Source organism: Pseudomonas sp. UBA5568 (genome assembly GCF_002425525.1).
Taxonomy (GTDB): domain Bacteria; phylum Pseudomonadota; class Gammaproteobacteria; order Pseudomonadales; family Pseudomonadaceae; genus Aquipseudomonas; species Aquipseudomonas fulva.
The window spans coordinates 104,689-128,277 of record NZ_DIMK01000040.1; the positions used below are offsets into that span (position 1 = coordinate 104,689).

General features: G+C 62.4%; 21 protein-coding genes. 5 read left to right on the forward strand and 16 right to left on the reverse strand.

Annotated elements, in window-relative coordinates; translation table 11 throughout:
• Positions 1-71 precede the first annotated feature (71 nt).
• Positions 72-1,355: a Zn-dependent hydrolase gene (locus B2S33_RS12860; RefSeq protein ID WP_288650425.1), complete on the forward strand. Its 1,284-nt coding sequence runs from the start codon at positions 72-74 to the stop codon at positions 1,353-1,355.
• 352 nt (positions 1,356-1,707) lie between these two features.
• Here B2S33_RS12860 and B2S33_RS12865 read toward each other — a convergent pair whose 3' ends face one another.
• Both B2S33_RS12865 and B2S33_RS12870 read right to left on the reverse strand, forming a co-directional pair.
• Positions 1,708-2,667 carry an MBL fold metallo-hydrolase gene (locus B2S33_RS12865; RefSeq protein WP_288650427.1) on the reverse strand — a complete coding sequence of 320 codons (960 nt, stop codon included), beginning with the start codon at positions 2,665-2,667 and terminating at the stop codon, positions 1,708-1,710.
• Positions 2,668-2,697: 30 nt separating this feature from the next.
• Positions 2,698-3,258, reverse strand: coding sequence for a lipocalin family protein (locus tag B2S33_RS12870; RefSeq protein ID WP_027916201.1), 561 nt, complete (start codon positions 3,256-3,258; stop codon positions 2,698-2,700).
• A 180-nt stretch (positions 3,259-3,438) separates the two neighbouring features.
• Here B2S33_RS12870 and B2S33_RS12875 point away from each other — a divergent pair, with 180 nt between their 5' ends.
• Together B2S33_RS12875 and nudC are read left to right on the forward strand one after the other, a co-directional pair.
• On the forward strand, positions 3,439-4,251 hold the full coding sequence (locus B2S33_RS12875) for a crotonase/enoyl-CoA hydratase family protein (RefSeq protein WP_027916200.1): 813 nt from the start codon (positions 3,439-3,441) through the stop codon (positions 4,249-4,251).
• 35 nt (positions 4,252-4,286) lie between these two features.
• Positions 4,287-5,120: an NAD(+) diphosphatase gene (gene nudC / locus B2S33_RS12880; protein WP_027916199.1), complete on the forward strand. Its 834-nt coding sequence runs from the start codon at positions 4,287-4,289 to the stop codon at positions 5,118-5,120.
• 59 nt (positions 5,121-5,179) lie between these two features.
• Here the strand turns inward: nudC and B2S33_RS12885 are convergent, their stop codons facing one another.
• The 11 genes from B2S33_RS12885 to cspD form a co-directional block, all read right to left on the reverse strand.
• Complete coding sequence (locus tag B2S33_RS12885) at positions 5,180-5,959, reverse strand: TSUP family transporter (protein ID WP_027916198.1); 780 nt, start codon at positions 5,957-5,959, stop codon at positions 5,180-5,182.
• 133 nt (positions 5,960-6,092) lie between these two features.
• Entirely contained in the window at positions 6,093-7,466 is a 1,374-nt protein-coding gene (locus B2S33_RS12890; protein ID WP_033695163.1) for a glutamine synthetase family protein, read from the reverse strand.
• An 81-nt stretch (positions 7,467-7,547) separates the two neighbouring features.
• On the reverse strand, positions 7,548-9,518 hold the full coding sequence (locus B2S33_RS12895) for a DNA topoisomerase III (RefSeq protein WP_288650429.1): 1,971 nt from the start codon (positions 9,516-9,518) through the stop codon (positions 7,548-7,550).
• 298 nt (positions 9,519-9,816) lie between these two features.
• On the reverse strand, positions 9,817-10,251 hold the full coding sequence (locus tag B2S33_RS12900; protein ID WP_027916195.1) for a GNAT family N-acetyltransferase: 435 nt from the start codon (positions 10,249-10,251) through the stop codon (positions 9,817-9,819).
• Positions 10,244-11,410: a cupin domain-containing protein gene (locus B2S33_RS12905; protein WP_049695763.1), complete on the reverse strand. Its 1,167-nt coding sequence runs from the start codon at positions 11,408-11,410 to the stop codon at positions 10,244-10,246. The genes B2S33_RS12900 and B2S33_RS12905 overlap by 8 nt, the downstream gene beginning before the upstream one ends.
• A gap of 81 nt (positions 11,411-11,491) precedes the next feature.
• Entirely contained in the window at positions 11,492-12,862 is a 1,371-nt protein-coding gene (gene purB / locus B2S33_RS12910; protein WP_023534849.1) for an adenylosuccinate lyase, read from the reverse strand.
• A gap of 252 nt (positions 12,863-13,114) precedes the next feature.
• Entirely contained in the window at positions 13,115-13,741 is a 627-nt protein-coding gene (gene hflD / locus B2S33_RS12915; protein WP_027916192.1) for a high frequency lysogenization protein HflD, read from the reverse strand.
• On the reverse strand, positions 13,738-14,862 hold the full coding sequence (mnmA, locus tag B2S33_RS12920; RefSeq protein WP_027916191.1) for a tRNA 2-thiouridine(34) synthase MnmA: 1,125 nt from the start codon (positions 14,860-14,862) through the stop codon (positions 13,738-13,740). The genes hflD and mnmA overlap by 4 nt, the downstream gene beginning before the upstream one ends.
• A 58-nt stretch (positions 14,863-14,920) precedes the next feature.
• Positions 14,921-15,361 carry an NUDIX hydrolase gene (locus B2S33_RS12925; protein ID WP_027916190.1) on the reverse strand — a complete coding sequence of 147 codons (441 nt, stop codon included), beginning with the start codon at positions 15,359-15,361 and terminating at the stop codon, positions 14,921-14,923.
• Positions 15,362-15,456: 95 nt separating this feature from the next.
• Entirely contained in the window at positions 15,457-17,682 is a 2,226-nt protein-coding gene (locus B2S33_RS12930) for an NADP-dependent isocitrate dehydrogenase (protein WP_027916189.1), read from the reverse strand.
• Between the two features lie 462 nt (positions 17,683-18,144).
• A complete protein-coding gene (gene cspD, locus B2S33_RS12935; protein ID WP_088523364.1) occupies positions 18,145-18,402 on the reverse strand; it encodes a cold shock domain-containing protein CspD in 258 nt (85 codons plus the stop codon).
• A 229-nt stretch (positions 18,403-18,631) separates the two neighbouring features.
• On the opposite strand from cspD, the gene clpS reads away from it, so the two are divergent.
• Positions 18,632-18,994 (forward strand): ATP-dependent Clp protease adapter ClpS, encoded by a 363-nt coding sequence (clpS, locus tag B2S33_RS12940; RefSeq protein WP_023534830.1) that lies wholly within the window; start codon positions 18,632-18,634, stop codon positions 18,992-18,994.
• A gap of 30 nt (positions 18,995-19,024) precedes the next feature.
• Positions 19,025-21,295, forward strand: coding sequence for an ATP-dependent Clp protease ATP-binding subunit ClpA (gene clpA / locus B2S33_RS12945; RefSeq protein ID WP_023534842.1), 2,271 nt, complete (start codon positions 19,025-19,027; stop codon positions 21,293-21,295).
• An 86-nt stretch (positions 21,296-21,381) separates the two neighbouring features.
• Here the strand turns inward: clpA and infA are convergent, their stop codons facing one another.
• The 3 genes from infA to aat all read right to left on the reverse strand — a co-directional run bounded on the left by infA (position 21,382) and on the right by aat (position 23,146).
• On the reverse strand, positions 21,382-21,600 hold the full coding sequence (infA, locus tag B2S33_RS12950; protein WP_002553999.1) for a translation initiation factor IF-1: 219 nt from the start codon (positions 21,598-21,600) through the stop codon (positions 21,382-21,384).
• 101 nt (positions 21,601-21,701) lie between these two features.
• The gene (locus B2S33_RS12955) at positions 21,702-22,409 is read right to left on the reverse strand and encodes an arginyltransferase (RefSeq protein ID WP_027916187.1); all 708 of its coding nucleotides are present in this window, start codon (positions 22,407-22,409) and stop codon (positions 21,702-21,704) included.
• Positions 22,410-22,465: 56 nt separating this feature from the next.
• Positions 22,466-23,146 (reverse strand): leucyl/phenylalanyl-tRNA--protein transferase, encoded by a 681-nt coding sequence (gene aat, locus B2S33_RS12960; RefSeq protein WP_027916186.1) that lies wholly within the window; start codon positions 23,144-23,146, stop codon positions 22,466-22,468.
• Positions 23,147-23,589 lie beyond the last annotated feature (443 nt).

Below are 23,589 nucleotides of genomic sequence, written 5' to 3' on the forward strand. Positions count from 1 at the left end.
TGCTCGTCGCAGTGCGGGCAGGCCCGCGCCGTGGCTTACACATCCGACAAGAAAAGCCTGAGGAGAGACCTATGATCCGCGCTCAAGACGTTCTTCAATCGACTGCCCGTCATGTCGATAGCGCACGCCTGTGGCAATCGCTCATGGACCTGGCGCACCTGGGCGCCACGCCCAAGGGTGGCGTATGCCGACTGGCCCTGACCGACCTGGATCGCCAGGCCCGCGACCTATTCGTGCAGTGGTGCGAAGCGGCAGGGTGCACGGTGACGGTCGACGGGGTGGGCAATCTGTTCGCCCGCCGGCCAGGGCGCGATGCCGCACTGCCTCCGGTAATGACGGGCAGTCACATCGACACCCAGCCCACCGGTGGCAAGTTCGATGGCTGCTACGGGGTCATGGCCGGGTTGGAGGTCATCCGCACCCTCAACGACCTGGGCGTGGAAACTGAGGCCCCACTGGAGGTGGTGGTGTGGACCAACGAGGAAGGCTCACGCTTTGCACCGTGCATGATGGGCTCGGGCGTCTTTGCCGGCAAGTTCAGTCTCGAGCAGACGCTGGCTAAACGCGATGCGCAGGGGATTAGCGTGGGCGAGGCGCTAAATGAAATCGGCTACGCCGGCAGCCGCGCGGTGACGGGCCATCCGGTGGGCGCGTATTTCGAGGCCCACATCGAACAAGGCCCGATCCTGGAAGACCAGGCCAAGACCATCGGCGTGGTGCTAGGCGCTCTGGGCCAGAAATGGTTCGACCTGACCTTGCGTGGGGTGGAGGCCCATGCTGGCCCAACGCCCATGCACCTGCGCAAGGATGCCTTGGTCGGCGCCGCTGCCGTGGTCGAGGCTGTCAACCGCGCCGCCTTAGATCACCAGCCGCACGCCTGCGGCACGGTGGGCTGCCTGCAAGCTTATCCTGGCTCGCGCAACGTGATTCCAGGTGAAGTGCGCATGACCCTGGATCTGCGTCACCTCGAAGGAGACCGGCTTGAGGGAATGATTGCCGAGGTTCGCAGTGTGATCGAACAGACCTGCGATCGCCATGGGCTGACGTATGAGCTGGTGCCGACCGCAGATTTCCCGGCCTTGTATTTCGACGACGTTTGCGTGAGTGCGGTACGTGAGTCAGCCCAGGCGCTGGGGTTGCCGCACATGGATATCGTCAGCGGGGCAGGGCACGACGCGATCTTCCTGGCTGAACTTGGGCCGGCTGGCATGATTTTCGTGCCGTGCGAAAACGGCATCAGCCACAACGAAATCGAGAACGCCACGCCTGAGGATCTAGCGGCAGGGTGTGCCGTGTTGCTGCGCGCCATGTTGGCGGCGTCCGAGGCGGTGGCCAAGGGGCGTTTGGCGGCTTAGTTTCGGGGCTGTTCATGCTGTCGTGGACGCTGTGGGCGCTACAGTGGTCTGGTTGATGGGAGCTGCGGGGATGAAACTGTGGGCAGTGCGATGGTTTCAGCTTCGCAGTTTACATTGCCGGGTCCGCTGCGCGGCCTATCGCGGCCTATCGCGGCCGGTCCGGCGCCCCAGCAAGGCTGCTCACGGCTAGCGGTACTTGCTGAAATGTGAGGACTACGCAGATCCATTGTGGGAGCGACTGTCTTGCATATGCCGCAATGGACCGCGCAGCGGACCTCACAATCTACGACTCACCCTGGACATCCAAGGCTGTTCATACCCTACCAATACCACCCAGATACACGCTGTCCGCTCAATCGACAGGCAACAACACACCCTCACGCCCCAAATGATACCGCTGAAGATCCACGGCTAACGTGAGGTTGCCAGCATAATGCAGGGCAGCCTCCTGCCTTACGTCATCGATCGAAGGGCTGCGCCGATTGTCAGTCTGGTAGCGCGCACTGAAGTGCGTCAGCACCAGGTTACGCACCCCGGCGGCTTGGGCAAAGCGAGCCACTGCCGCCGCAGTACTGTGGCCATAGGTCACGCCAGATCTTTCCACCGCAGGTTGCGTAAAGGTCGCTTCGTGCACCAGCACATCGGCACCTGTCGCAGCCTCGGCCAACAGCTCGGGCGTGTCGTTGTCGCCGCAAACAATGATGCGGCGGGCAGCTCGACCAGGCTGCAGGTAGTCCGCCGCTTGCAGCTCACGGCCTTGGTGACTCACCGCCAGGCCTTTTGCTAGCGTCCCCCACAATGGCCCGCGAGGGACACCTTCGGCGTCAAGGCGCACGCTGTCCAGCCGTGGCTCGGGGCAACGCTCCTCGAAGAGGTAGCCCACGCTGGGCACGCGGTGTGACAAAGTAACGGTGCTCACCGTGACGGCTGCGTTGTGCCAGCCATTGAAATCTTCGACGGGCAACAGCCGCAGATCGAAGGACAGATGACTGTCGGTCACCGCCAGGCTGATGCGCAACCACTCGTGCAAGGCCCGGGGCAACACCACATCCAAGGGTTGGCGCCGCCCGTTCATGCTCGCACTGGCCAGCAGGCCGGGCAAACCCAGGCAGTGGTCGCCGTGTACGTGAGTGATGAAAATGCCGCCCAGGTCCTGAGTCGACAGCGGTGTGTGCAACAGGCGATGCTGGGTGCCCTCACCGCAGTCGATCAAGTACCAGCGTTTGCCCGTGGCCTCCAGCAGCGCCGTCGCGCTGACGTTGCGGGCCTTGGTCGGGGCACCGGCGCTGGTGCCCAGAAACAGCAGGTCCATGTCTACTCCTTGTCATGCGCCATCAAAGTCTTACTCCACGCCCGTGCTGTCAGCCTGGCGCCAGACCAGTTTGCTGGTGTCATAGCCTTGCTCGCGCGCGATGTCCAGCAGCTGGTCACGGGTCTTGTCCGGAATGGCCGGGGTGCGGGACAGCAGCCACAGGTACTCGCGGTTAGGATGGCCGACCAGCGCTACGCGGTAGTCCTTGTCGTGGTAGAGCACCCAGTACTCGCCCTTGGTCAGGTCAGGCGCCAGGCGGCTGAACCAGTTGTCGAAGCGTACCCAGAGCTTGTCGGTGCTGCCCGGCTGCTGAGCTTCGGCGATGCCCTTGGCTTCGTTCCACTGCCCGTCCTTCTCCATGCAGCGGTTGGTTACATCGATGCGGCCATCGGTGCGCAGGGCATAGTGAGCTTCTGACTGCACACAGTTGCGCTGGAAGAACATCGGCAGCCGTGCCAGCTCGTACCAGGTGCCCTGATAGCGTTGCAGGTCGACCTGCTGCGTGCGTGGTGGGGCAGGGTGATCGTTGCCGGCGCAGCCAACCAGGGCAAGGGCCATGCAGGAAAGCATCAATGCCTTGCGTATCGCCATTGTGTTTCTCCTGAGAGTGAGTGCTTACACAGGTTCGATGCCAGCCTCGGGCAAAAGTTGTACGCGCGTTGCTTGGCCTGAGCCGTCCGCCTAGTCCCGCAGTCCCGCTTTTGGCAGACGCACGGCAACCGGGCTGCGCTACCATCGCTGTCATTGCCAGAGCCCACAGGAGTGTCGCCCGTGACCCAATACAGCGCGTTCAAGGTAGAGCTGAACGAAAACATTGCCCACGTTCAAATCAACCGCCCGGAAAAACTCAACGCCATGAATGCCGCGTTCTGGGAGGAAATCATCGAGATCTTCCAGTGGGTGGACGACACCGACGCGGTCCGGGCCGTGGTCATCAGCGGTGCTGGCAAGCACTTTTCGGCCGGCATCGACCTGGCCATGCTGGCTTCGGTCGCCGGGCAGATGGGCAAGGACCCTGCGCGCAACGCCCGCACGCTGCGCAAGACCATCCTGGCCCTGCAAGCCTCGTTCAACGCCGTCGACCGCTGCCGCAAGCCAGTGCTGGCGGCAGTACAGGGCTACTGCATCGGCGGAGCCATCGACCTGCTGTCAGCCTGCGACATGCGCTATTGCAGCGGTGACGCGCAGTTCTCCATCAAGGAAATCGACATGGGCATGGCCGCGGACGTCGGCACATTGCAGCGTTTGCCACGCATCATCAACGACGGCATCATGCGAGAACTGGCCTACACCGGACGTACCGTCGAGGCCGAGGAGGCGCTGCGCATCGGCCTGGTGAACCGGGTCTACGATGATCAAGCCGCCTTGCTCGAGGGTGTGTTCGCCATTGCCCGGGACATCGCAGCCAAATCACCGATCGCCGTGGCCGGTACCAAGCACATGCTGAGCTACATGCGCGATCACCGCATCGACGACGGCCTCGAGTACATCGCCACCTGGAATGCGGCGATGTTGCAGTCCGAAGACATGCGCCTGGCCATGGCCGCGCACATGAACAAACACAAACCGTCGTTCGCCGACTGACAGAGTCGACGGGCGCACCTTACAGGAATGCCCTTATGTCAGCACGCTGGACGACCGCAGTACTCGACCCGCAAACGCCCGCCGGCTTGGCCGTGGCCCACAGCCCGGAGGGCTTTCTGGTCGGGGAAGAGGGCGCGTTGTTCCCGCGCGACTGGCTCAAGGGCCAGGGGCTGGATGTGCTGTGCGAGCACGGCATCGGTCACTTCGATGGCCAGCCGGTATTTCTGCTTGAGCTGGCCAGTGCCGGCCAGGTACCCGGTTGCAGCTGGCGGGGCCTGCGCACGTTCATGCTCGAAGGGGATGCTGAGACATACACGATCCTGGGTTACGCCGCGCAGATCGGCACCTGGGCGCGCGAGCACCGGTTCTGTGGCAGTTGCGGTCAGCCCATGACGCAAATTCGCTGGGAGCGGGCCATGCACTGCAGGGCCTGCGACCTGCGCAGCTACCCGCGCATCTCGCCCAGCATGATCGTGTTGATCACACGAGGCGACGAGATCCTGCTGGCGCGCTCGCCGCGCTTCGTGGCAGGCGTGTACAGCACCCTGGCGGGCTTCGCCGAACCCGGCGAGTCGGCCGAAGACTGCCTGGTGCGCGAAGTGCGCGAAGAAGTGGCGCTGGAGGTCAAGAACATCCAGTACGTGGGTAGCCAGTGCTGGCCCTTCCCGCACTCGATGATGCTGGGCTTTCATGCCGAATACGCCGGGGGCGCCATCGTCATGCAGCCGGATGAAATCGAGGATGCCCGCTGGTTCAATGTGCACGATCTACCGCCGCTGCCGGCTGGACGGTCGATTGCCCGTTACCTGATCGACCTGTACGTAGCCCGCCGATTGGGCCGTGCCGACCCTGCGTTCCCCGGGCAGTGACCGATCAGGCTCGCTCCAGGTCGAGACCCCAGTCCCTTACGCGTGCAGTTCCTGGCTGATCACGCCTGGCCAAACCAGTGCTGCCAGGCCAGGCGCACGGTCAGGGCCAGCACCACGGTGATGAATACGGGACGGATGAACTTGCTACCGCCGCTGATCGCCGTCCGGGCGCCAAAGAAGGCGCCGACCATGACCGACAGGCCCATGCACAGGCCGACGATGTAATCCACCTGCCCGGAAATCACGAACACCGTCAGGGCTGCGATGTTGCTGACGAAGTTCATGCTGCGGGCCACGCCACTGGCGCGGACAAGGTCGATGGGGTAAAGCAGCAGGGTGCTGACCGTCCAGAAAGCACCTGTACCCGGCCCAGCCACGCCGTCATAGAAACCCAAGGTCAGGCCTTGCGGCAGCTGCCACTTCTTGCGAATCGGGGCATCGGCGTCCAGTGGCGCCTTTGGCGTGCCGCCGAACAACAGGTACAGGCCGCAGGCGAACACGATCACCGGCAGCATCTTGTTCAGCCACTCGGCAGGCATGTAGTGCGCAACGACCGCCCCTAGCAGGGCCCCGGCCAAGGTGCCAAACAGGGCCCGACGCCACTGAGCCGGGTGAAAGAGCTTGCGCCTGTAGTAGGTGAGGCTGGCCGTGGCCGAGCCGAACGTGGAGCTGAGCTTGTTGGTGCCCAGTACCAGGTGAGGCGGCATGCCGGCTGTCAGCAGGGCGGGGGTGGTCAGCAGGCCGCCGCCGCCAGCGATGGCATCGATGAAACCGGCGACGAAAGCGACCCCTGCCAGGATGAGCAGGGTCAAGGGTTCTACGGTAAGTTCGAAGGGCATGGGAATCTGGCAGGCAATGAGACGGTATGCGACAAAACGCCGCGTGATAAGCCGGACATGTTAATACCCCGACCGCGCAAGTGCCAACGCGGGTATCGATCAAGGGACCCGCGCCAGCGTCAGCTGGCTCTGATCACAAAAACCAGCGGTACTCCCGAGCACTGATCTCCTGCATAAACGCCAAGTGGTCCTGGCGCTTGTTCTCGCAATACACCCTGACGAATTCGGCCCCCAAGCCTTCGATAACCGCAGGCGCGTGCTGCATGGCCGTTACTGCGCTGAGCATGTCCTTGGGAAAGTCGATGCCGCTGGAGCGGTCTTCGTTCAACGGTGCGATAGGGTCCTGCGCGGCGTCGAGGCCCTGTTCCAGACCGCACAGGATGGCGGCCAGCACCAGGTAGGGGTTGGCATCGGCGCCGGCCAGGCGATGTTCGATGCGCAGGTTGCGGGCATCGGATTCTGGAATGCGAATACAGGCATCGCGGTCTTCGTATCCCCAGCTGGCCCGGCTGGCGGCGTTGACCATGGCGCCATAACGGCGGAAGGCATTGTGGTTGGCGGCGAAGATCGGCATGCACTGAGGCAGCAGAGACAGGCATCCGGCTACCGCCTGGCGCAGCGGACGCTGGCCATCGGCGGCCAGCAGGTTGTTGCCCCCCTCGTCATACAGGCTGACATGCACATGCATGCCGCTGCCGGGCGCATGCAAGTAAGGTTTGCTCATGAACGAGGCGCGGTGGCCGTGCTTGCGTGCGACACCGCGCGTACTACGGCTGAACAACGCCGCCCAGTCTGCCGCTTGCAGCCCATCGTTGCAGTGTCCGAAGTTGATCTCGAACTGGCCTGGCCCCAGCTCGGCGGTGATGACGTTAGCATCCACGCCTTGCACATTGGCTGTGGCAACCATGTCATGCAGTACCTCTGCAAAGCGGCTCAAGCGCTCGATGTGCAAGTTGGGCTGGTCGTCTTCATCGGCGCTCAGAGGATCGCGGGGAAACTGTGGCAGGCCCGCTGTGAGCGCGCGGTCGAACAGGTAGAACTCCAGCTCGAACGCCACGACTGGATGAATGCCGCGGCGTGCCAGGCGTTGCAGAACCCGCGCCAGCACCTCTCGGGGTTCGAACGCAATGGGGGCTGGCGTTGCGTCGCTGCTGATCAGCATCTGCCCCAAAGGGTGCGCTTCCCATGTGACGGGCTTCAACGTGCCGGGCACCAGCCGACGCAGGGCGTCAGGGTCGCCGTCGTTGAAGCAGTAGTCGCCGATCTGGAACAGGCCACCCTGGGTGCCAAGGAGCACTGCGTTCTGGGGCAGTTTGAGCGGGCTGCCGGCGGCGACCTTCTCAAGCATGTCGATCGGGTAGCGCTTGCCGTAAAAGTGGCCTGGGATGTCGAGGCTGATGAGGTCGACATGGCGCACGCCGGGATACTGGGCACGAAAGGCGCGAACCTCAGCGAGTACGTCCGGGAAGCTCGTTTGGGCAGGCGTGCGTTCCAAGTCCGGGCTCATGGGCAACTCCACAGGCGAATAGATCCAGGGAAATGTAGCAGAGGCCGCCCAATCCGCCCGCTGTAGCCTGCATCCACAGGCTCAGGTGGACTTCTTCCTCGGTTGCCTGGCTTTACCTGCGCCACCTTTGGCACCTGCTGCCTTGCCTGTACTTGACCGGACCTTGCCGCCGCTTCTGCGCTTTTTCTTCCAGGGCGGGGCTGCGCCCGCCGCCGGGCCGGTAATGGTCATGCGCAGACCGCTGCAACGTTCTACCAGCTTGCCCATCCAGGCCGATTGCCGGGCCACGAATTCTTCCAGACTCATGTCGCCGCTTTGCACCATGTCCAGTGCCTGCTCCCAGATGGCAGTGGTGCCGGGGTCGGCGATAGCACGGGGGACGGCGTCTATCAGGCTGAAGGCAGCAGGCGTTGCCGCCAGCGCCTTGCCGTTCTTGACCAGGTAGCCCCGGTCCAGCAGGCCCTGGATGATGCTGGCACGGGTGGCTTCGGTACCGATCCCAGTGGTTTCCTTGAGCTTTTGTTTGAGCCGAGGGTCGTCCACCAGCTTGGCCACGTTCTTCATGGCCTTGATCAGGTCGCCTTCGGTAAAGGGCTTGGGGGGTTGGGTCCACAGGTCTTTGAGCTGGACATCCTGGACCGAGCACGCTTGGCCTTCGCGCAACGCCGGGAGTACCTGGGGCGGGGCGGCTTCGCGGCCCTTGGCCGGCGTCAAGGCCTCCGGCAGGGCGCGACGCCAGCCTGGCTCGACGATCTGCTTGCCCACGGCGCGCAAGGCATGACCGGCGCAGTCGAAGTCGGCCTGGGTGCGGTCGTACTCATGGTGAGGTAGAAACTGCGCCAGGTAGCGCGCGCGGATCAGGGTATACACCGACTTGTGCTTGGCCGGCAGGCGCCCTGGGTCGCTGGCGGCGACCGTCGGTATGATGCCATGGTGGGCACTGACCTTGGCATCGTTCCAGGCGCGTGAACGGCGCTGGGGTTGCAGATGAGGTTGCAAGGGCGCCAGGCTGGCATCAGCCCGCTGTAGCGCCGCAAGAATGGCGGGCGCTTCCCCATGCTGGCTCATCGGCAGGTAACCGCAGTCGCTGCGCGGGTAGGTAATCAGCTTGTGAGTCTCGTAAAGCGCCTGGGCGATATCCAGGGTTTCCTGGGCGCCGAGGCCGAACTTCTTCGAGCACAGCTCTTGCAGAGTACCGAGGTCAAAGGGCAGCGGCGCGGCTTCGCGCACACGTTCCGTTGCGACTTTCACGGCCTGGGCAACGCCGGCCTGCTCGATGGCGGCGGCCGCTTGCTGCGCCAACGCCTGGTTAAGGCACCGACCCTGGTCGTCGCAGACGTCCTCCGGCGCCCGCCACTGGGCCATGAACGCCTGGTTGGCATGACTTAGACGCACGTCGATGGCCCAGAAGGGCACGGGCACGAACTGTGCGATGCTGCGGTCTCGATCTACCACCAGGCGCAGGGTCGGCGTTTGCACGCGACCCACTGGTAGTACGCCCTGGTAGCCGGACTGACGACCGAGCAGGGTGAACAGTCGGCTCATGTTCATCCCGATCAGCCAGTCGGCTCGTGAACGGCCCAGCGCCGAGTGATAAAGGTTGAAGGTCTCATGCCCCGGCAGCAGGCGGGCCAGGGCCTTGCGAATCGACGCATCATCGAGCGCGGACAACCACAGGCGTTGCACCGGGCCACGGTAGCGACAGTGTTCGACCAACTCGCGAGCAATCATTTCGCCTTCGCGGTCGGCATCGGTCGCGATGATCAGCTCGCGGGCCTCTCCCAGCAGGCGCTTGACCGCCTTGTACTGGCTGGCGGTCTTGGGCTTGACCAGCATTTTCCATTGTTGCGGGATAATCGGCAGGTCGGCCAGGTTCCAGCGCTTGTAGCGCTCGTCATAGCTGTCGGGTGGGGCCGTTTCCAGCAGGTGGCCAATGCACCAGGTCACGCACACGTCGGTGCCTTGCCAACAGCCATCGCCTTTGCGATTGGCGCCGAGCACTTTGGCGATGTCTTTTGCCTGAGAGGGTTTTTCACACAGAAACAGCCGCATGACCATTGACGCTTCATCGATGGAGATGAGCGCTAGGATGCGGGTGCGCAACGAAGTAGGCAAGTTTTATGTGGATGGATGTACAGTGCGAGGCGTATCCGGATGTGCCGGTGATGTGAGCCGGCACAGGATCGGTACGTTAGCAGCGCGATTGAATACGGCTAACGGTCAGCCTGTCGCCGGCAAGCCGGCGCCTGGCGGGGACGTGTACGCGCGTGAGCTTGAACCGCTCCTGTGGGGACAAGAGCGGCGGTCGCGCCGGCATGCCGGGGTCAGATGCGAACAGGCCTGGCACGCTTCAAGAAGGCAAGTGCGACTCGCGCACCATGTCTACGTGAGGGATGCCGGCCTCGAGGAACTCTTCGCTGACCACTTTGAAACCCAGCCGCTCGTAGAACGGTGTGGCGTGCACCTGCGCGCTGAGGCGTTGAGGCTTAAGGTCACGGGCCTGCGCTTCGGCGATGACGGCATTGACCAGTGCGTCGCCCACTTTCAGGCCGCGCCAGTCCTTGAGCACCGAGATTCGGCCGATGGTGCCATCGGCGAGCAAGCGTGCGGTGCCGATCGGGTAGTCGCCCTCCAGTGCCAGGAAGTGCAAGGCATCCTGGTCTTCGGAGTCGAATTCCAGTTCGACCGGTATGTGCTGCTCGGCGACGAACACCGCCTCACGGATGCGGCGAATGTCGGCGTTGTCCTTGACCCAATCGGCCAGGCGCACCCGAATCTTATTCATCGGCAAAACCCAGGCTACCTTGCTTGACCAACTGCTGGATCAGCATCAATGCATCTTCATCCTGCAGCCACTGGCCGAGGTTCTCGCTGTGCAGGGCGTCGGCAGCGCACACCAGCTTGAGCAGGTCGCGCAGCTTTCCAGGCAGCGGGCAGCTACGGCCGCTGGCAAAGAGCAGCAGGTCGCTGTCGAACTCGGACCAGGCCATGCGGGCGCTCGGGTTGCGGATCAGGATGGCGCCCTGCTGCAAGGCATTGAGCAACTCCTGCTCGGACAACTCCTCGCCAACGATCTGCTCGGGGTAACGCGGCTCGGTCATGAACTGGCCGAACCAGGTCAACAGCAGGTCCTTGTCACCCATGTGCTTGTCCAGCAGCGCCTTGAGGCGGTCCAGGGCATCATGCTGGATCTGATGAGGGTCGCTGACTGGCTGTGCATCGGCGTCGCTGTAGCGCTCTTCGTCCGGCAGGAACTGGCCGAGGAAGTCGGTGAAGTGAGTGAGCACTTCGGCGGCGCTCGGTGCGCGGAAACCGACCGAGTAGGTGAGGCAGTCGTCCACGGCAACGCCATAGTGAGCCAGGCGCGGCGGCAGGTAAAGCATGTCGCCAGGCTCCAGGGTCCACTCGTCACTTTGCTCGAAATCGGCCAGGATGCGCAGGTCGCTGTGCTCAAGCAGGGCGCTGTCGCTGTCGCACATCTGCCCGATCTTCCAGTTACGCTGCCCGTGGCCTTGCAGCAGGAACACGTCGTAGTTGTCGAAGTGCGGGCCCACGCTACCGCCTGGGGTAGCGAAGCTGATCATGACGTCGTCAATACGCCAGCTGGGCAGGAAGCGGAAGTTTTCCAGCAACTCTGCCACTTCCGGCACGAACTGGTCGACGGCTTGTACCAGCAACGTCCAGTCTTTTTCCGGCAGCTCGGCAAACGTGTCCTCGTTGAACGGACCGCGGCGCATTTCCCACGGGTGTGCGCCGTGCTCGAGCACGATACGGGACTCGACTTCATCTTCCAGCGCCAGACCAGCCAGCTCGTCCGGATCGATGGGGCTGATGAAATCGGGGAATGCCTGGCGCACCAGCAGCGGCTTTTTCTGCCAGTAGTCGCGCATGAATTCACGGGCTGTAATGCCGCCCAGCAGCTGCAGTGGAGTATCAGGATTCATCTTCAACCTATTGAAAAAACGTAATTTTCAGACGGGAATAAAAACGCCCGGCCAGGCCGGGCGTTGGGCGCAGAGCGCGCGTTAGACGCGTTTGGCCTGCGCAGCCGCGTTACCGATGTAGGTAGCGGGCGTGAGTTGCTTGAGTTCGGCCTTGGCTTCGGCGGGCATGTCCAGCCCATCGATGAAGCTCAGCAGAGCATCCGGGGTGATGCCCTTGCCGCGGGTCAGCTCCTTGAGCTTCTCGTAGGGGTTCTCGATGTTGAATCGACGCATCACGGTCTGGATCGGCTCGGCCAGCACTTCCCAGCAGGCATCCAGGTCGGCCGCGATACGGGCGTGGTTCACTTCGAGCTTGCCGATGCCTTTGAGGCTGGCTTCATACGCGATGACGCTGTGGGCAAAGCCCACGCCCAGGTTGCGCAGCACGGTGGAGTCGGTCAGGTCACGCTGCCAGCGCGAAACCGGCAGCTTGCTGGCCAGGTGCTGGAACAGGGCGTTGGCGATGCCCAGGTTGCCTTCGGAGTTTTCGAAGTCGATGGGGTTGACCTTGTGCGGCATGGTCGAGGAGCCGATTTCGCCGGCAACGGTCTTCTGCTTGAAGTAGCCCAGCGAAATGTAGCCCCACACGTCCCGATCGAAATCGATGAGGATGGTGTTGAAGCGCGCGATGGCGTCGAACAGCTCGGCAATGTAGTCGTGCGGCTCGATCTGAGTCGTGTAGGGGTTGAACTGCAAGCCCAGCTCGTCTTCGATGAAGGCGCGGGCGTTCTGCTCCCAATCGATCTGCGAATAGGCCGACAGGTGGGCGTTGTAGTTGCCCACGGCGCCGTTGATCTTGCCCAGCAGCGGCACGGCAGCGACTTGGGCGATCTGGCGTTCCAGACGGTACACGACGTTGGCCAGCTCCTTGCCGAGGGTAGTCGGGGAGGCAGGCTGACCATGGGTGCGCGAGAGCATCGGCACATCGGCATGGGCGTGGGCCAGGGCGCGAATGGCGTCGGCGATCTGACGCATCAGCGGCAACAGCACCTCGTCACGACCGGCGCGCAGCATCAGGGCGTGGGACAGGTTGTTGATGTCCTCGCTGGTGCAGGCGAAGTGGATGAATTCGCTGACCTTGGCCAGCTCAGGCAGCTGGGCGGCCTGCTCCTTGAGGAGGTATTCGATCGCCTTGACGTCGTGGTTGGTGGTGCGCTCGATTTCTTTGACGCGCTCGGCGTGCTCGAGCTTGAAATCGGTGGCCAGGTTGTCCAGCAGCGCGTTGGCTTCGGCGGAGAACGCCGGCACTTCGCTGATCTGCGGGTGGGCGGCCAGGCGCTGCAACCAGCGCACTTCGACCAGGGCGCGGAAACGGATCAGGCCGAATTCGCTGAAGATGGGGCGCAAGGCCTGGGTTTTGCCGGCGTAACGGCCGTCTACAGGGGAAACCGCAGTGAGCGAAGAAAGCTGCATGGGGTGTTCTCGGACAGTCAGGCTTTTGGAGGGCGCATATCATACATTAAAAATGCGCTGGAGTCGGGGGGCTGACCAAAGGTTGCTTCAATCTGCTCGGTTTGCTGAGTGGGCGCTGCACCGATCCGGTGGCGGAGCAACGCCATTGACTGATCTCTGTCAGCGCGCGTCGGGGCACAAGGCCCCTCCTGCAAGGAGTGTGGTCAGCCAGGCGCGTTCGCGTCTGTGCGCCCGAATGTGTGAGGCTGGGTTTCAGGGCGCTGTGCGCATCATGTCGTACAGCTCGTTGAGCAATTTGCGTCGGCTGAACACCAGCTGCCAGCGGTGCCCACCGAGCTGGCGCCATAGCCGTGCAGCGCGGATACCGGCCAGCAGCAGGGCGCGGATCTTGGAGGCGTTGTTGGGCTGCTGCAGGAAGCGCATGTCGCCGTGCACCTGGATGCGCTGACGCAAGGTGCTCAAGGTGTCCTGGTACAGCGCGCCGCTCGACGCGATGACGTTCTCGTGCACCAGGCCGAAGTGATCGGCCTGGGACTGGATCTGCGGCAGGCGGTTACCGATGGTCTCGAGCAGGTCGCCGCGCTTGTTCAGCTGCCGTTCCAGGCCCAGCATCGACAAGGCATAACGCAAAGGCTCGCGCTGCAGGCTGCTGGGGTCGCGCTCCAATGCCCCGACCAGCGCGCGGTAACCGTCGCGCAAGTTCAGGTCATCGCCACCGAAGACCTCCAGCGTATCCTTGGGATCACGCACCAGCAGGCTGCCCAGCATGCAGCCGATATCAGCTTCGCTGGCCTGCCCGGTACGGGCGATACGGTCCACCAGCACGGCTGCCTGGAATACGCCGCCCAGCGCAATCAACTGTTCCTGCACGCGGTTCACGAGCGTGGGCTCCACGGCTCGGCTGCTTCGATCACGCCACCGCCCAGGCACACCTCGCCGTCATAGAACACCACCGACTGGCCAGGGGTAACTGCGCGCTGCGGCTCGTCGAAGACGGCCCGATAGCCGGTGGCCGTACGGTGCAGGGTGCACTGCTGGTCGTGTTGTCGGTAGCGAACCTTGGCAGTGAGCTGGCGCGGGCTATCGAGGTCGACCGGGTTCACCCAGAAGATTTCGGAGGCCAGCAGGGCGCGGGAGAACAACCAGGGATGTTCATTGCCCTGGCCGACCACGAGCACATTGCGCGTCAGGTCCTTGTGCAGCACGTACCAAGGCTCGTCCCCAGCATCCTTCAGGCCGCCGATACCCAGGCCCTGGCGCTGGCCGATGGTGTGGTACATGAGGCCATGATGGCGACCGATCACTTCACCGTCGGTGGTTTCGATGTCGCCGGGTTGGGCCGGCAGGTATTGCTTGAGGAAGTCGCTGAAACGTCGCTCACCGATAAAGCAGATGCCGGTGGAGTCTTTCTTCTTGGCCGTGGCCAGGCCGTGTTTCTCGGCAATGGCGCGCACCTCGGGTTTTTCCAGCTCGCCCACCGGGAACAAGGTGCGGGCAATTTCCTTGCCGCCCACGGCATGCAGGAAATAGCTCTGGTCCTTGTTCGGGTCCAGGCCTTTGAGCAGCTGGGTCAGTTCGCCGGTGTCGCGACGGCGAACATAGTGACCGGTGGCGATCAGGTCGGCGCCCAGGGACAGGGCATAGTCCAGGAAGGCCTTGAACTTGATCTCGCGGTTGCAAAGGATGTCGGGGTTCGGGGTGCGGCCGGCCTTGTATTCCTCGAGGAAGTGCTCGAACACGTTGTCCCAGTACTCGGCCGCGAAATTGGCGGTGTGCAGGGTGATGCCGATGCGGTCGCAAACCGCTTGGGCATCTGCCAGGTCTTCACGGGCCGTGCAGTATTCGGTGCCGTCGTCCTCTTCCCAGTTCTTCATGAACAGCCCTTCCACCTGGTAACCCTGCTCCATGAGCAGAAGGGCGGAGACGGAAGAGTCCACGCCGCCGGACATGCCGACGATGACGCGGGTCTTGGCGGGGTCTTTGAGTGCTGGGCTGGTCATGGTTACCGATGTAGATCAAGAGGAAAAACGCCGATACTACCAAACCCGCGGCGGCGCGTCAGTCGCGCAGCAGGTCAAGGCTGTGCAGCGGGCCCTGCAGGTAGTCGTCAAGGCAGCGAGGCACCAGTTCGCTGCGCCAGCGCGCCGGATCGGCGAGCAGCTCGTCACGCGTCAGCCACAAGGCGCGCTCGATATCGCTGTCCAGGGGGCTGTCGACGCGATGCCGGACAGGGCGGGCGGCAAAGCAGATGCGCTGGTAGGTCACGCCGTTGCTCGGCGCCGTATACAGGTAAATACCCACCAGCCCGGTCAGCTCCACCTCCCAGGCCGTTTCTTCCAGGGTTTCACGCAGCGCCGCCTGGGCCAGGGTTTCATTGGGTTCGAGGTGGCCGGCAGGTTGGTTGAAGACGTGGCGCCCGGCCTTGAACTCTTCGACGAACAGAAACCTGCCGTTGTCTTCGACAACGGTGGCGACGGTGATATGAGGGTGCCAGGTCATGCAGTGCTCCAAGGTGAGCGAGTTGGCCGTTGTGCGGCCCAGAAAGCACGAACCCCGGTGCGTGGCCGGGGTTCGTGGGTTACGTCAAGCGAGCCTTACAGGGCGGCGATGGCGCTGTTCAGGGTCTGGCTTGGGCGCATGACCTTGGCCGTCAGGTCGGCGTCAGGGGCATAGTAGCCACCAATGTCCACTGGCTTGCCTTGGACAGCGTTGAGTTCGGCAACGATTTTTTCTTCGTTGTCGCTCAAGGCCTTGGCCAGAGGGGCAAAGCGAGCTTTCAGGGCTGCATCGTCGTCCTGGGCGGCCAGTGCTTGTGCCCAATACAGGGTCAGGTAGAAATGGCTGCCGCGGTTGTCGATGCCGCCGACCTTGCGCGAAGGCGACTTGTTGGTGTCCAGGAACTTGCCGGTTGCCTGGTCCAGCGTCTGGGCCAGCACCTTGGCGCGTGGGTTCTCGTAGGTGTTGCCCAAGTGCTCCAGGGAAGCGGCCAGGGCCAGGAATTCACCCAGCGAGTCCCAGCGCAGGAAGTTCTCTTCTACCAACTGCTGCACGTGCTTGGGGGCCGAGCCGCCAGCGCCGGTTTCGAACAGGCCACCGCCATTCATCAGCGGCACGATCGACAGCATCTTGGCGCTGGTGCCCAGTTCCATGATCGGGAACAGGTCGGTCAGGTAGTCGCGCAGCACGTTGCCGGTCACCGAGATGGTGTCCTTGCCTTCGCGGATGCGAGCCAGGGAGAACTTGATGGCCTCGACCGGGGACATGATGCGGATATCGAGGCCGGACGTGTCGTGGTCCTTGAGGTAGGTCTGCACCTTCTCGATCATGGCGCTGTCGTGGGCGCGAGCCGGGTCCAGCCAGAACACGGCCGGGGTATCGCTCAGGCGGGCGCGGTTGACGGCCAGCTTGACCCAGTCCTGGATGGGTGCATCCTTGACCTGGCACATGCGGAAGATGTCACCTGCTTCGACCTTCTGTTCCAGCACCAGGTTGCCCTTGGTGTCGACAACGCGCACGACGCCATCGGTCTTGATCTGGAAAGTCTTGTCGTGGGAGCCGTATTCCTCGGCTTTCTGCGCCATCAGGCCAACGTTCGGCACGCTGCCCATGGTGGTCGGGTCGAAGGCGCCATTGGCCTTGCAGTCTTCGATGGTGGCCTGGTAGATGCCAGCGTAGCAGCGGTCCGGGATGATCGCCTTGGCGTCCTGCAGCTCGCCGGCGCTGTTCCACATCTTGCCCGAATCACGAATCATGGCCGGCATCGAGGCGTCGACGATCACATCGCTCGGCACGTGCAGGTTGGTGATGCCTTTATCGGAGTTGACCATCGCCAGGGCAGGGCGCTCGGCGTACAAGGCCTGGATGTCCGCTTCGATTTCGGCTTGCTTCTCGGCGGGCAGGTCCTTGATGCGGGCGTACAGGTCGCCGATGCCGTTGTTGGCATTGAAGCCGACTTCGGCCAGGGCAGCCGCGTGCTTGGCTAGTACATCGTTATAGAATTCTTCGACGATGACGCCGAACATGATCGGGTCGGAAACCTTCATCATGGTCGCTTTGAGGTGCACCGACATCAGCACGCCCGATGCCTTGGCGTCGGCGATCTGCTCGGCGACGAAGGCCTTGAGGGCCTTGCGGCTCATGGTGGCGCAGTCGATGATTTCAGCTGCCTTGACGGCGGTTTTCTCTTTCAGGACGGTGGTGGTGCCGTCGGCGCCGACCAGCTCGATGCGCAGGCTGTCGTCAGCCTCGATCAGTGCAGCCTTCTCGCTGCCGTAGAAGTCGCCCTGGCTCATGTGAGCCACGTGCGACTTGGAGTCGGCCGCCCAGGCGCCCATCTTGTGAGGGTGCTTGCGTGCGTAGTTCTTGACCGACAGCGGTGCGCGGCGGTCGGAGTTGCCTTCGCGCAGGACCGGGTTCACGGCCGAACCCTTGATGCGGTCGTAGCGGGCGCGCGATTCCTTTTCCTCGGCGGTGGCCGGTTCGTCGGCGTAGTCCGGGATGTTGAAGCCCTTGCCTTGCAGCTCCTTGATCGCGGCCTTGAGCTGCGGTACCGAGGCGCTGATGTTCGGCAGCTTGATGATGTTGGCTTCAGGGGTGGTGGCCAGTTGGCCCAGTTCCGCCAGGTGATCGCCTACCTGTTTTTCTGCGCCGAGTTGCTCCGGGAAGGCTGCAAGGATACGGCCTGCCAGGGAGATGTCGCGGGTTTCGACGGCAATGTCAGCGCAAGCGGTGAAGGCTTCGATGATCGGCAGCAGCGAGTAGGTGGCGAGGGCAGGAGCTTCGTCGGTGAAGGTATAGATGATCTTGGAACGGGTGGGCATGCGGGCTAACTCTCTGTGTGCTGAGCGTGCTCGAGTCTCGTGGTGCACCGGGTAGGCACACCGCCCTGGCAGCGCCATGGGCGGAAAGTCGAGAGGCTGCGAGCTGTGATGGTGGATGCATCAGTCGAGCGTCAAGTGCCGAGCTGCGGTAACAACCCGGGCTTAGTGGCCTGAGATGGCCTGGGACGGTCCGCATTTTCCTAGGGATCGCCCCGGTGACCCTGCGGTCGCGGGGCAGTATATCAAACCAATCAGCCTAATCATCAAGACTGAGTGATATCGGCCCATTTATAAGACCAAAGACGTAGCGACAATGTGACCGGTTGTCGCATGCGGCAGCCTCGCGGGTCGTGCAGAAGCGGAGGGAAGTCTTGATAACAGAGTTGTAACTTCATGCGTACAGGTAGGCCGCACGCTGGTGGTCGACACGCGTGCGATCCTTCAAGGATGGACGTACCGGCGTCACGCACTCACAGTGGTAGCCAGTGTCGAGTCAGGTAGCAGCGCCTGGGCAGCCTCTTGGGTGCGGATATTGACAGCGTGCAGGCCTTTGGGGCCTTGAATGACATCAAAATGAACTGCCTGCCCCGCCTTGAGGGTCTTGTAGCCGTCCATCTGGATAGCGGAAAAGTGGGCGAAGAGGTCTTCGCTCTTGCCATCCTCGACCACGAACCCATACCCTTTGGCGTTGTTGAACCACTTGACTTTACCGTTTGCCATCCCTATGTCCCTCTGCAAGGACTCCATCACTGGAGTATCATCCACATCATCCGCCAATGAGCCTTCGAAAAAATCGGGCTGGTTGCGCGGATCTTTATTGACCACGGTGTGTTCCTATTGGTTGTAACACCGTTTTGCCGATAGTCAAGGTCATGCAGCGGCCAGGCCGTATCGCTTGCTGCAGGGTCAACCCATAACCTTATCCTGTCGATGTGATGAAATTCTTTCCATGCATGCACACAGCCAGATTCGACTAACATTCAATCAGGATCGCCCTCAATCCAACGAGGACGATGGCGCTGGTCTGGCGGTTCAGGAAGCCAAGCCGATCCTGCAGGCGCCACCTATGTACAAGGTGGTTTTGTTCAACGATGACTACACGCCGATGGATTTCGTCGTCGAAGTGCTCGAAACGTTCTTCAATCTGAACCGCGAGCTGGCGACCAAGATCATGCTGACCGTCCATACCGAGGGGCGGGCAGTATGCGGATTGTTTACCCGCGACATCGCCGAAACGAAGGCCATGCAGGTCAACCAATACGCCAGGGAAAGCCAGCATCCGCTACTCTGTGAAATCGAGAAGGACGGTTAATCGCCGACCACTTGGGTATGAGGTGAAGCTATGTTAAACCGCGAGCTCGAAGTCACCCTCAATCTTGCCTTCAAGGAGGCCCGTTCGAAGCGTCATGAGTTCATGACGGTCGAGCATCTGCTGCTGGCTCTCCTTGACAATGAGGCTGCCGCGACCGTTCTGCGCGCCTGTGGCGCCAATCTCGACAAGCTCAAGCATGATCTGCAAGAGTTCATCGATTCTACGACCCCTTTGATTCCCGTCAGCGACGAAGACCGCGAGACTCAGCCGACCCTGGGCTTCCAGCGTGTGCTGCAGCGTGCCGTGTTCCATGTCCAGAGCTCCGGCAAGCGCGAGGTTACCGGTGCCAATGTGCTGGTGGCGATCTTCAGCGAACAGGAAAGCCAGGCTGTGTTCCTGCTCAAGCAGCAGAGCGTGGCCCGCATCGATGTGGTCAATTACATTGCCCACGGCATCTCCAAGGTGCCCGGCCATGGGCCGCATTCAGACAGCGACCAGGAAATGCCGGACGATGAGGGCGGTGAAACCACCTCTTCGAGCAATCCATTGGACGCCTACGCCAGCAACCTCAACGAGTTGGCCCGCGCCGGGCGTATCGACCCGTTGGTTGGGCGCGAGCAGGAAGTCGAGCGCGTGGCACAGATCCTCGCCCGTCGCCGCAAGAACAATCCCCTGCTGGTAGGTGAGGCCGGCGTGGGTAAAACAGCCATTGCCGAAGGTTTGGCCAAGCGCATCGTCGACGGTCAGGTGCCCGATCTGCTGGCCCAGAGCGTGGTCTATTCACTCGACCTGGGTGCTTTGCTGGCCGGTACCAAATACCGCGGCGACTTCGAGAAGCGCTTCAAGGCGCTGCTCGGTGAACTGCGCAAGCGGCCACAGGCCATCCTGTTCATCGACGAAATCCATACCATCATTGGTGCCGGCGCAGCGTCTGGCGGTGTCATGGACGCCTCCAACCTGCTCAAGCCATTGTTGTCGTCGGGCGAAATCCGCTGCATCGGTTCCACGACGTTCCAGGAATTTCGTGGCATCTTCGAGAAGGACCGGGCGCTGGCGCGGCGCTTCCAGAAGGTCGATGTGAGCGAGCCTTCCGTGGAGGACACCGTCGGTATCCTGCGCGGCCTCAAAGGGCGCTTCGAAAGCCATCACAACATCGAGTACAGCGACGAGGCATTGCGTGCAGCGGCGGAGCTGGCCTCGCGCTACATCAATGACCGGCACATGCCCGACAAGGCCATCGACGTCATCGACGAAGCCGGCGCCTACCAGCGCCTGCAGCCTGAGGCCAATCGCGTGAAGCGAATCGACGTGCCTCAGGTCGAGGACATCGTCGCCAAGATCGCCCGTATTCCGCCCAAGCATGTCAGCAGTTCCGACAAGGAGCTGCTGCGTAACCTGGAGCGGGATCTGAAGCTGACCGTGTTCGGTCAGGACGCGGCCATCGACTCGCTGGCGACCGCCATCAAGCTGTCGCGCGCAGGGCTCAAGTCGCCTGACAAGCCTGTCGGTTCGTTCCTGTTCGCCGGCCCTACCGGCGTGGGCAAGACCGAGGCAGCGCGTCAGTTGGCCAAGGCGCTGGGTGTCGAGTTGGTGCGTTTCGACATGTCCGAATACATGGAGCGTCACACCGTGTCGCGCCTGATCGGTGCGCCGCCTGGCTACGTCGGGTTCGACCAGGGCGGTCTGTTGACCGAAGCCATCACCAAGCAGCCGCACTGCGTGTTGCTGCTCGATGAGATCGAGAAGGCCCACCCGGAAGTCTTCAACCTGCTGCTGCAGGTCATGGACCACGGGACCTTGACCGATAACAACGGGCGCAAGGCCGACTTCCGCAACGTGATCCTGATCATGACCACCAACGCGGGCGCTGAAACCGCTGCGCGAGCGTCCATCGGCTTTACCCACCAGGACCATGCGTCCGATGCCATGGAAGTTATCCGCAAGAGCTTCACGCCGGAGTTCCGCAACCGCCTGGATACCATCATCCAGTTCGGCCGTCTGAGCACCGAGACCATCAAGAGTATCGTCGACAAGTTCCTCATCGAACTGCAGGCGCAACTTGAGGACAAGCGTGTGCTTCTGGAGGTCAGCGACGCGGCACGTGGCTGGCTGGCGGTGTCGGGCTACGACGTGCAGATGGGTGCGCGGCCGATGGGTCGACTGATTCAGGACAAGATCAAGCGGCCTCTGGCCGAGGAGATTTTGTTCGGCGAATTGGCCGAGCATGGCGGGGTGGTGCACGTGGACCTGCGCGATGGCGAACTGGTCTTCGACTACGAGACCACTGCCGAAGTGGCGTAAGCCTCGGGGGCCGCAATGCGGCCCCTTCCTGACCCAGGCAGGCACAAAAAAGCCCGGCAGATGCCGGGCTTTTTCATGGCTGGAGCTTAGCGCGCACGGTACGTGATGCGGCCCTTGCTCAGGTCATACGGCGTCAGCTCGACGCGAACCTTGTCGCCAGTGAGAATACGGATGTAGTTCTTGCGCATCTTTCCAGAGATGTGCGCGGTTACGACGTGCCCGTTTTCCAACTCCACGCGGAACATGGTGTTGGGCAGGGTGTCGACGACAGTGCCTTCCATTTCGAAGCTGTCTTCTTTCGACATGCAGTAGAGCCCTCGGATCCAGTGTTGGCCCGACGCATAACCGCACCGGGCAAAAAAGTGGCGTGGATTATGCCCGAAAACTGTGTGTCAAGCCAATGCTTTCAGTTGAGGGCAACCCAACGCTGGTTTATCAACAACTCGATAGGCCGATACTGCGTCTTGTAGTTCATTTTCTTGCAGTTCTTGATCCAGTAGCCAAGATACACGCCGTCCAGATCGAGCCGCAACGCCTCGCCGATCTGCCAGAGGATGGCAAACCTGCCCAGGCTGCGGCGCTCCTCATCAGGCTCGTAGAAGGTGTACACGGCAGACAGGCCATTGGGCAGCAAGTCGCAGACGGCGACTGCCAGCAGTCGCCCGCTGGCGCGAAATTCGTAGAACCAGCAGAACGGCAATTGGCGCACCAGAAACGTGGAGAACTGATCACGGCTGGGTGGATACATGTCTCCATCGGCATGACGTGCCTCGATGTAGCGCCGGTACAGGTCGAAATACTCTTCCTTGAAGGCAGGGCGTGCAGCCGTCACCGTCACATCGGCGTTGCGCTTGAGAATCCGGCGCTGCTGCCGGCTGGGCACAAACCGTGCCGGCGGTATGCGCGCAGGCACGCATGCATTGCAGTTCTGGCAATGAGGGCGATAAAGGTGATCGCCACTGCGGCGAAACCCCATCTCCGACAGGTCGGCGTACACGTTCACGTCCATGGGCTGGCTGGGGTCCAGGAACAACGTGGTGGCCTGCTCGTCGGGGAGGTAACTGCAGGAGTGGGGTTGAGTGGCATAAAACTTCAACCGCGCCAGCTCTGTCATGATCAACCCCTTCGGTGAGACTTTGCCTAAGTGTAAGCCAGGTGTGAAAAACGCGCCTAGCAAACCCATGTGGCGGTGTTGGGCTGATCGAGGTGGCGGGCCAGGTAGCCTGCGAATTCGCGGCGACTGATGGCGTGAGCACCCAGACTTTGCAGGTGATCGGTCGGCATCTGGCAGTCAATCAGCACGAAGCCGGCTGCTTCCAGGTGTCGGACCAACGTCACGAAGCCCACCTTCGAGGCATTGTCCGCGCGACTGAACATGGATTCCCCGAAAAACAGCTGCCCCATGGCCAGGCCATACAGGCCGCCGACCAGTTCACCGTCCTGACGAACTTCGACCGAATGGGCAATGCCGCGCGCGTGCAGTTCGCAGTAGGCCATGCGCATGGGGTCGGTGATCCAGGTGCCGTTTGTATAATCGCGCGGCGCCGCGCAGGCTGCGATCACCGCGGCGAAGTCGGTGTCGAAGCTGACCTGGTAGCGGCCTTGGCGCATCCACTTGGCCAAGGAGCGCGACACGTGCAATCGGGCAGGCACCAGCACGGTGCGCGGGTCGGGCGACCACCACAGGATCGGCTGGCCATCCTGGTACCACGGGAAGCAGCCATGGCGGTAAGCCTGAACAAGCCGTTCGGGCGTCAGGTCGCCGCCTGCGGCGAGTAGGCCGTTGGGCTCTTGCAGGGCGCGGTCCAGCGCAGGGAAGGTCAAGGAATCGCGTTTCAGCCAGGTCAACATGGTCGGTCATGCGGTAGGGGAGGGGAGTGGCCAGCATGGCGCGATGGGGAAATGGGGTCAATCGCTTCACGGCCGCAGGTGGGCGATACGTGATCGCCCACTCCACAAGCAATCGGGTTGCTTCCGCTGAATGGCGGGCCTGGGCAGGGCCGGTGTAGGCAGTGTCCCGCAGCCATTCAGGCAATTTCGGATACATTGCAGCTACGGCCGGCACCATCAGCCACATTTGCTGTCACACCTGTGCAAAAACACAGCATAAGCCTTTGTCACAGAAGACAATGCGTGCTCAAATTGCAGCTATTGGAAAGTGGCCCCCGGCCAGATCCCCAGACGGCGTGCCGCCATGGCGGCTGGCGGGCAGTAATGTTAAAAGTAGTGATCCGTTGGCTTCGGCCCTGGCCGATCACTATTGGACGCGCACCATGCGCAGGAATAGACGCGTT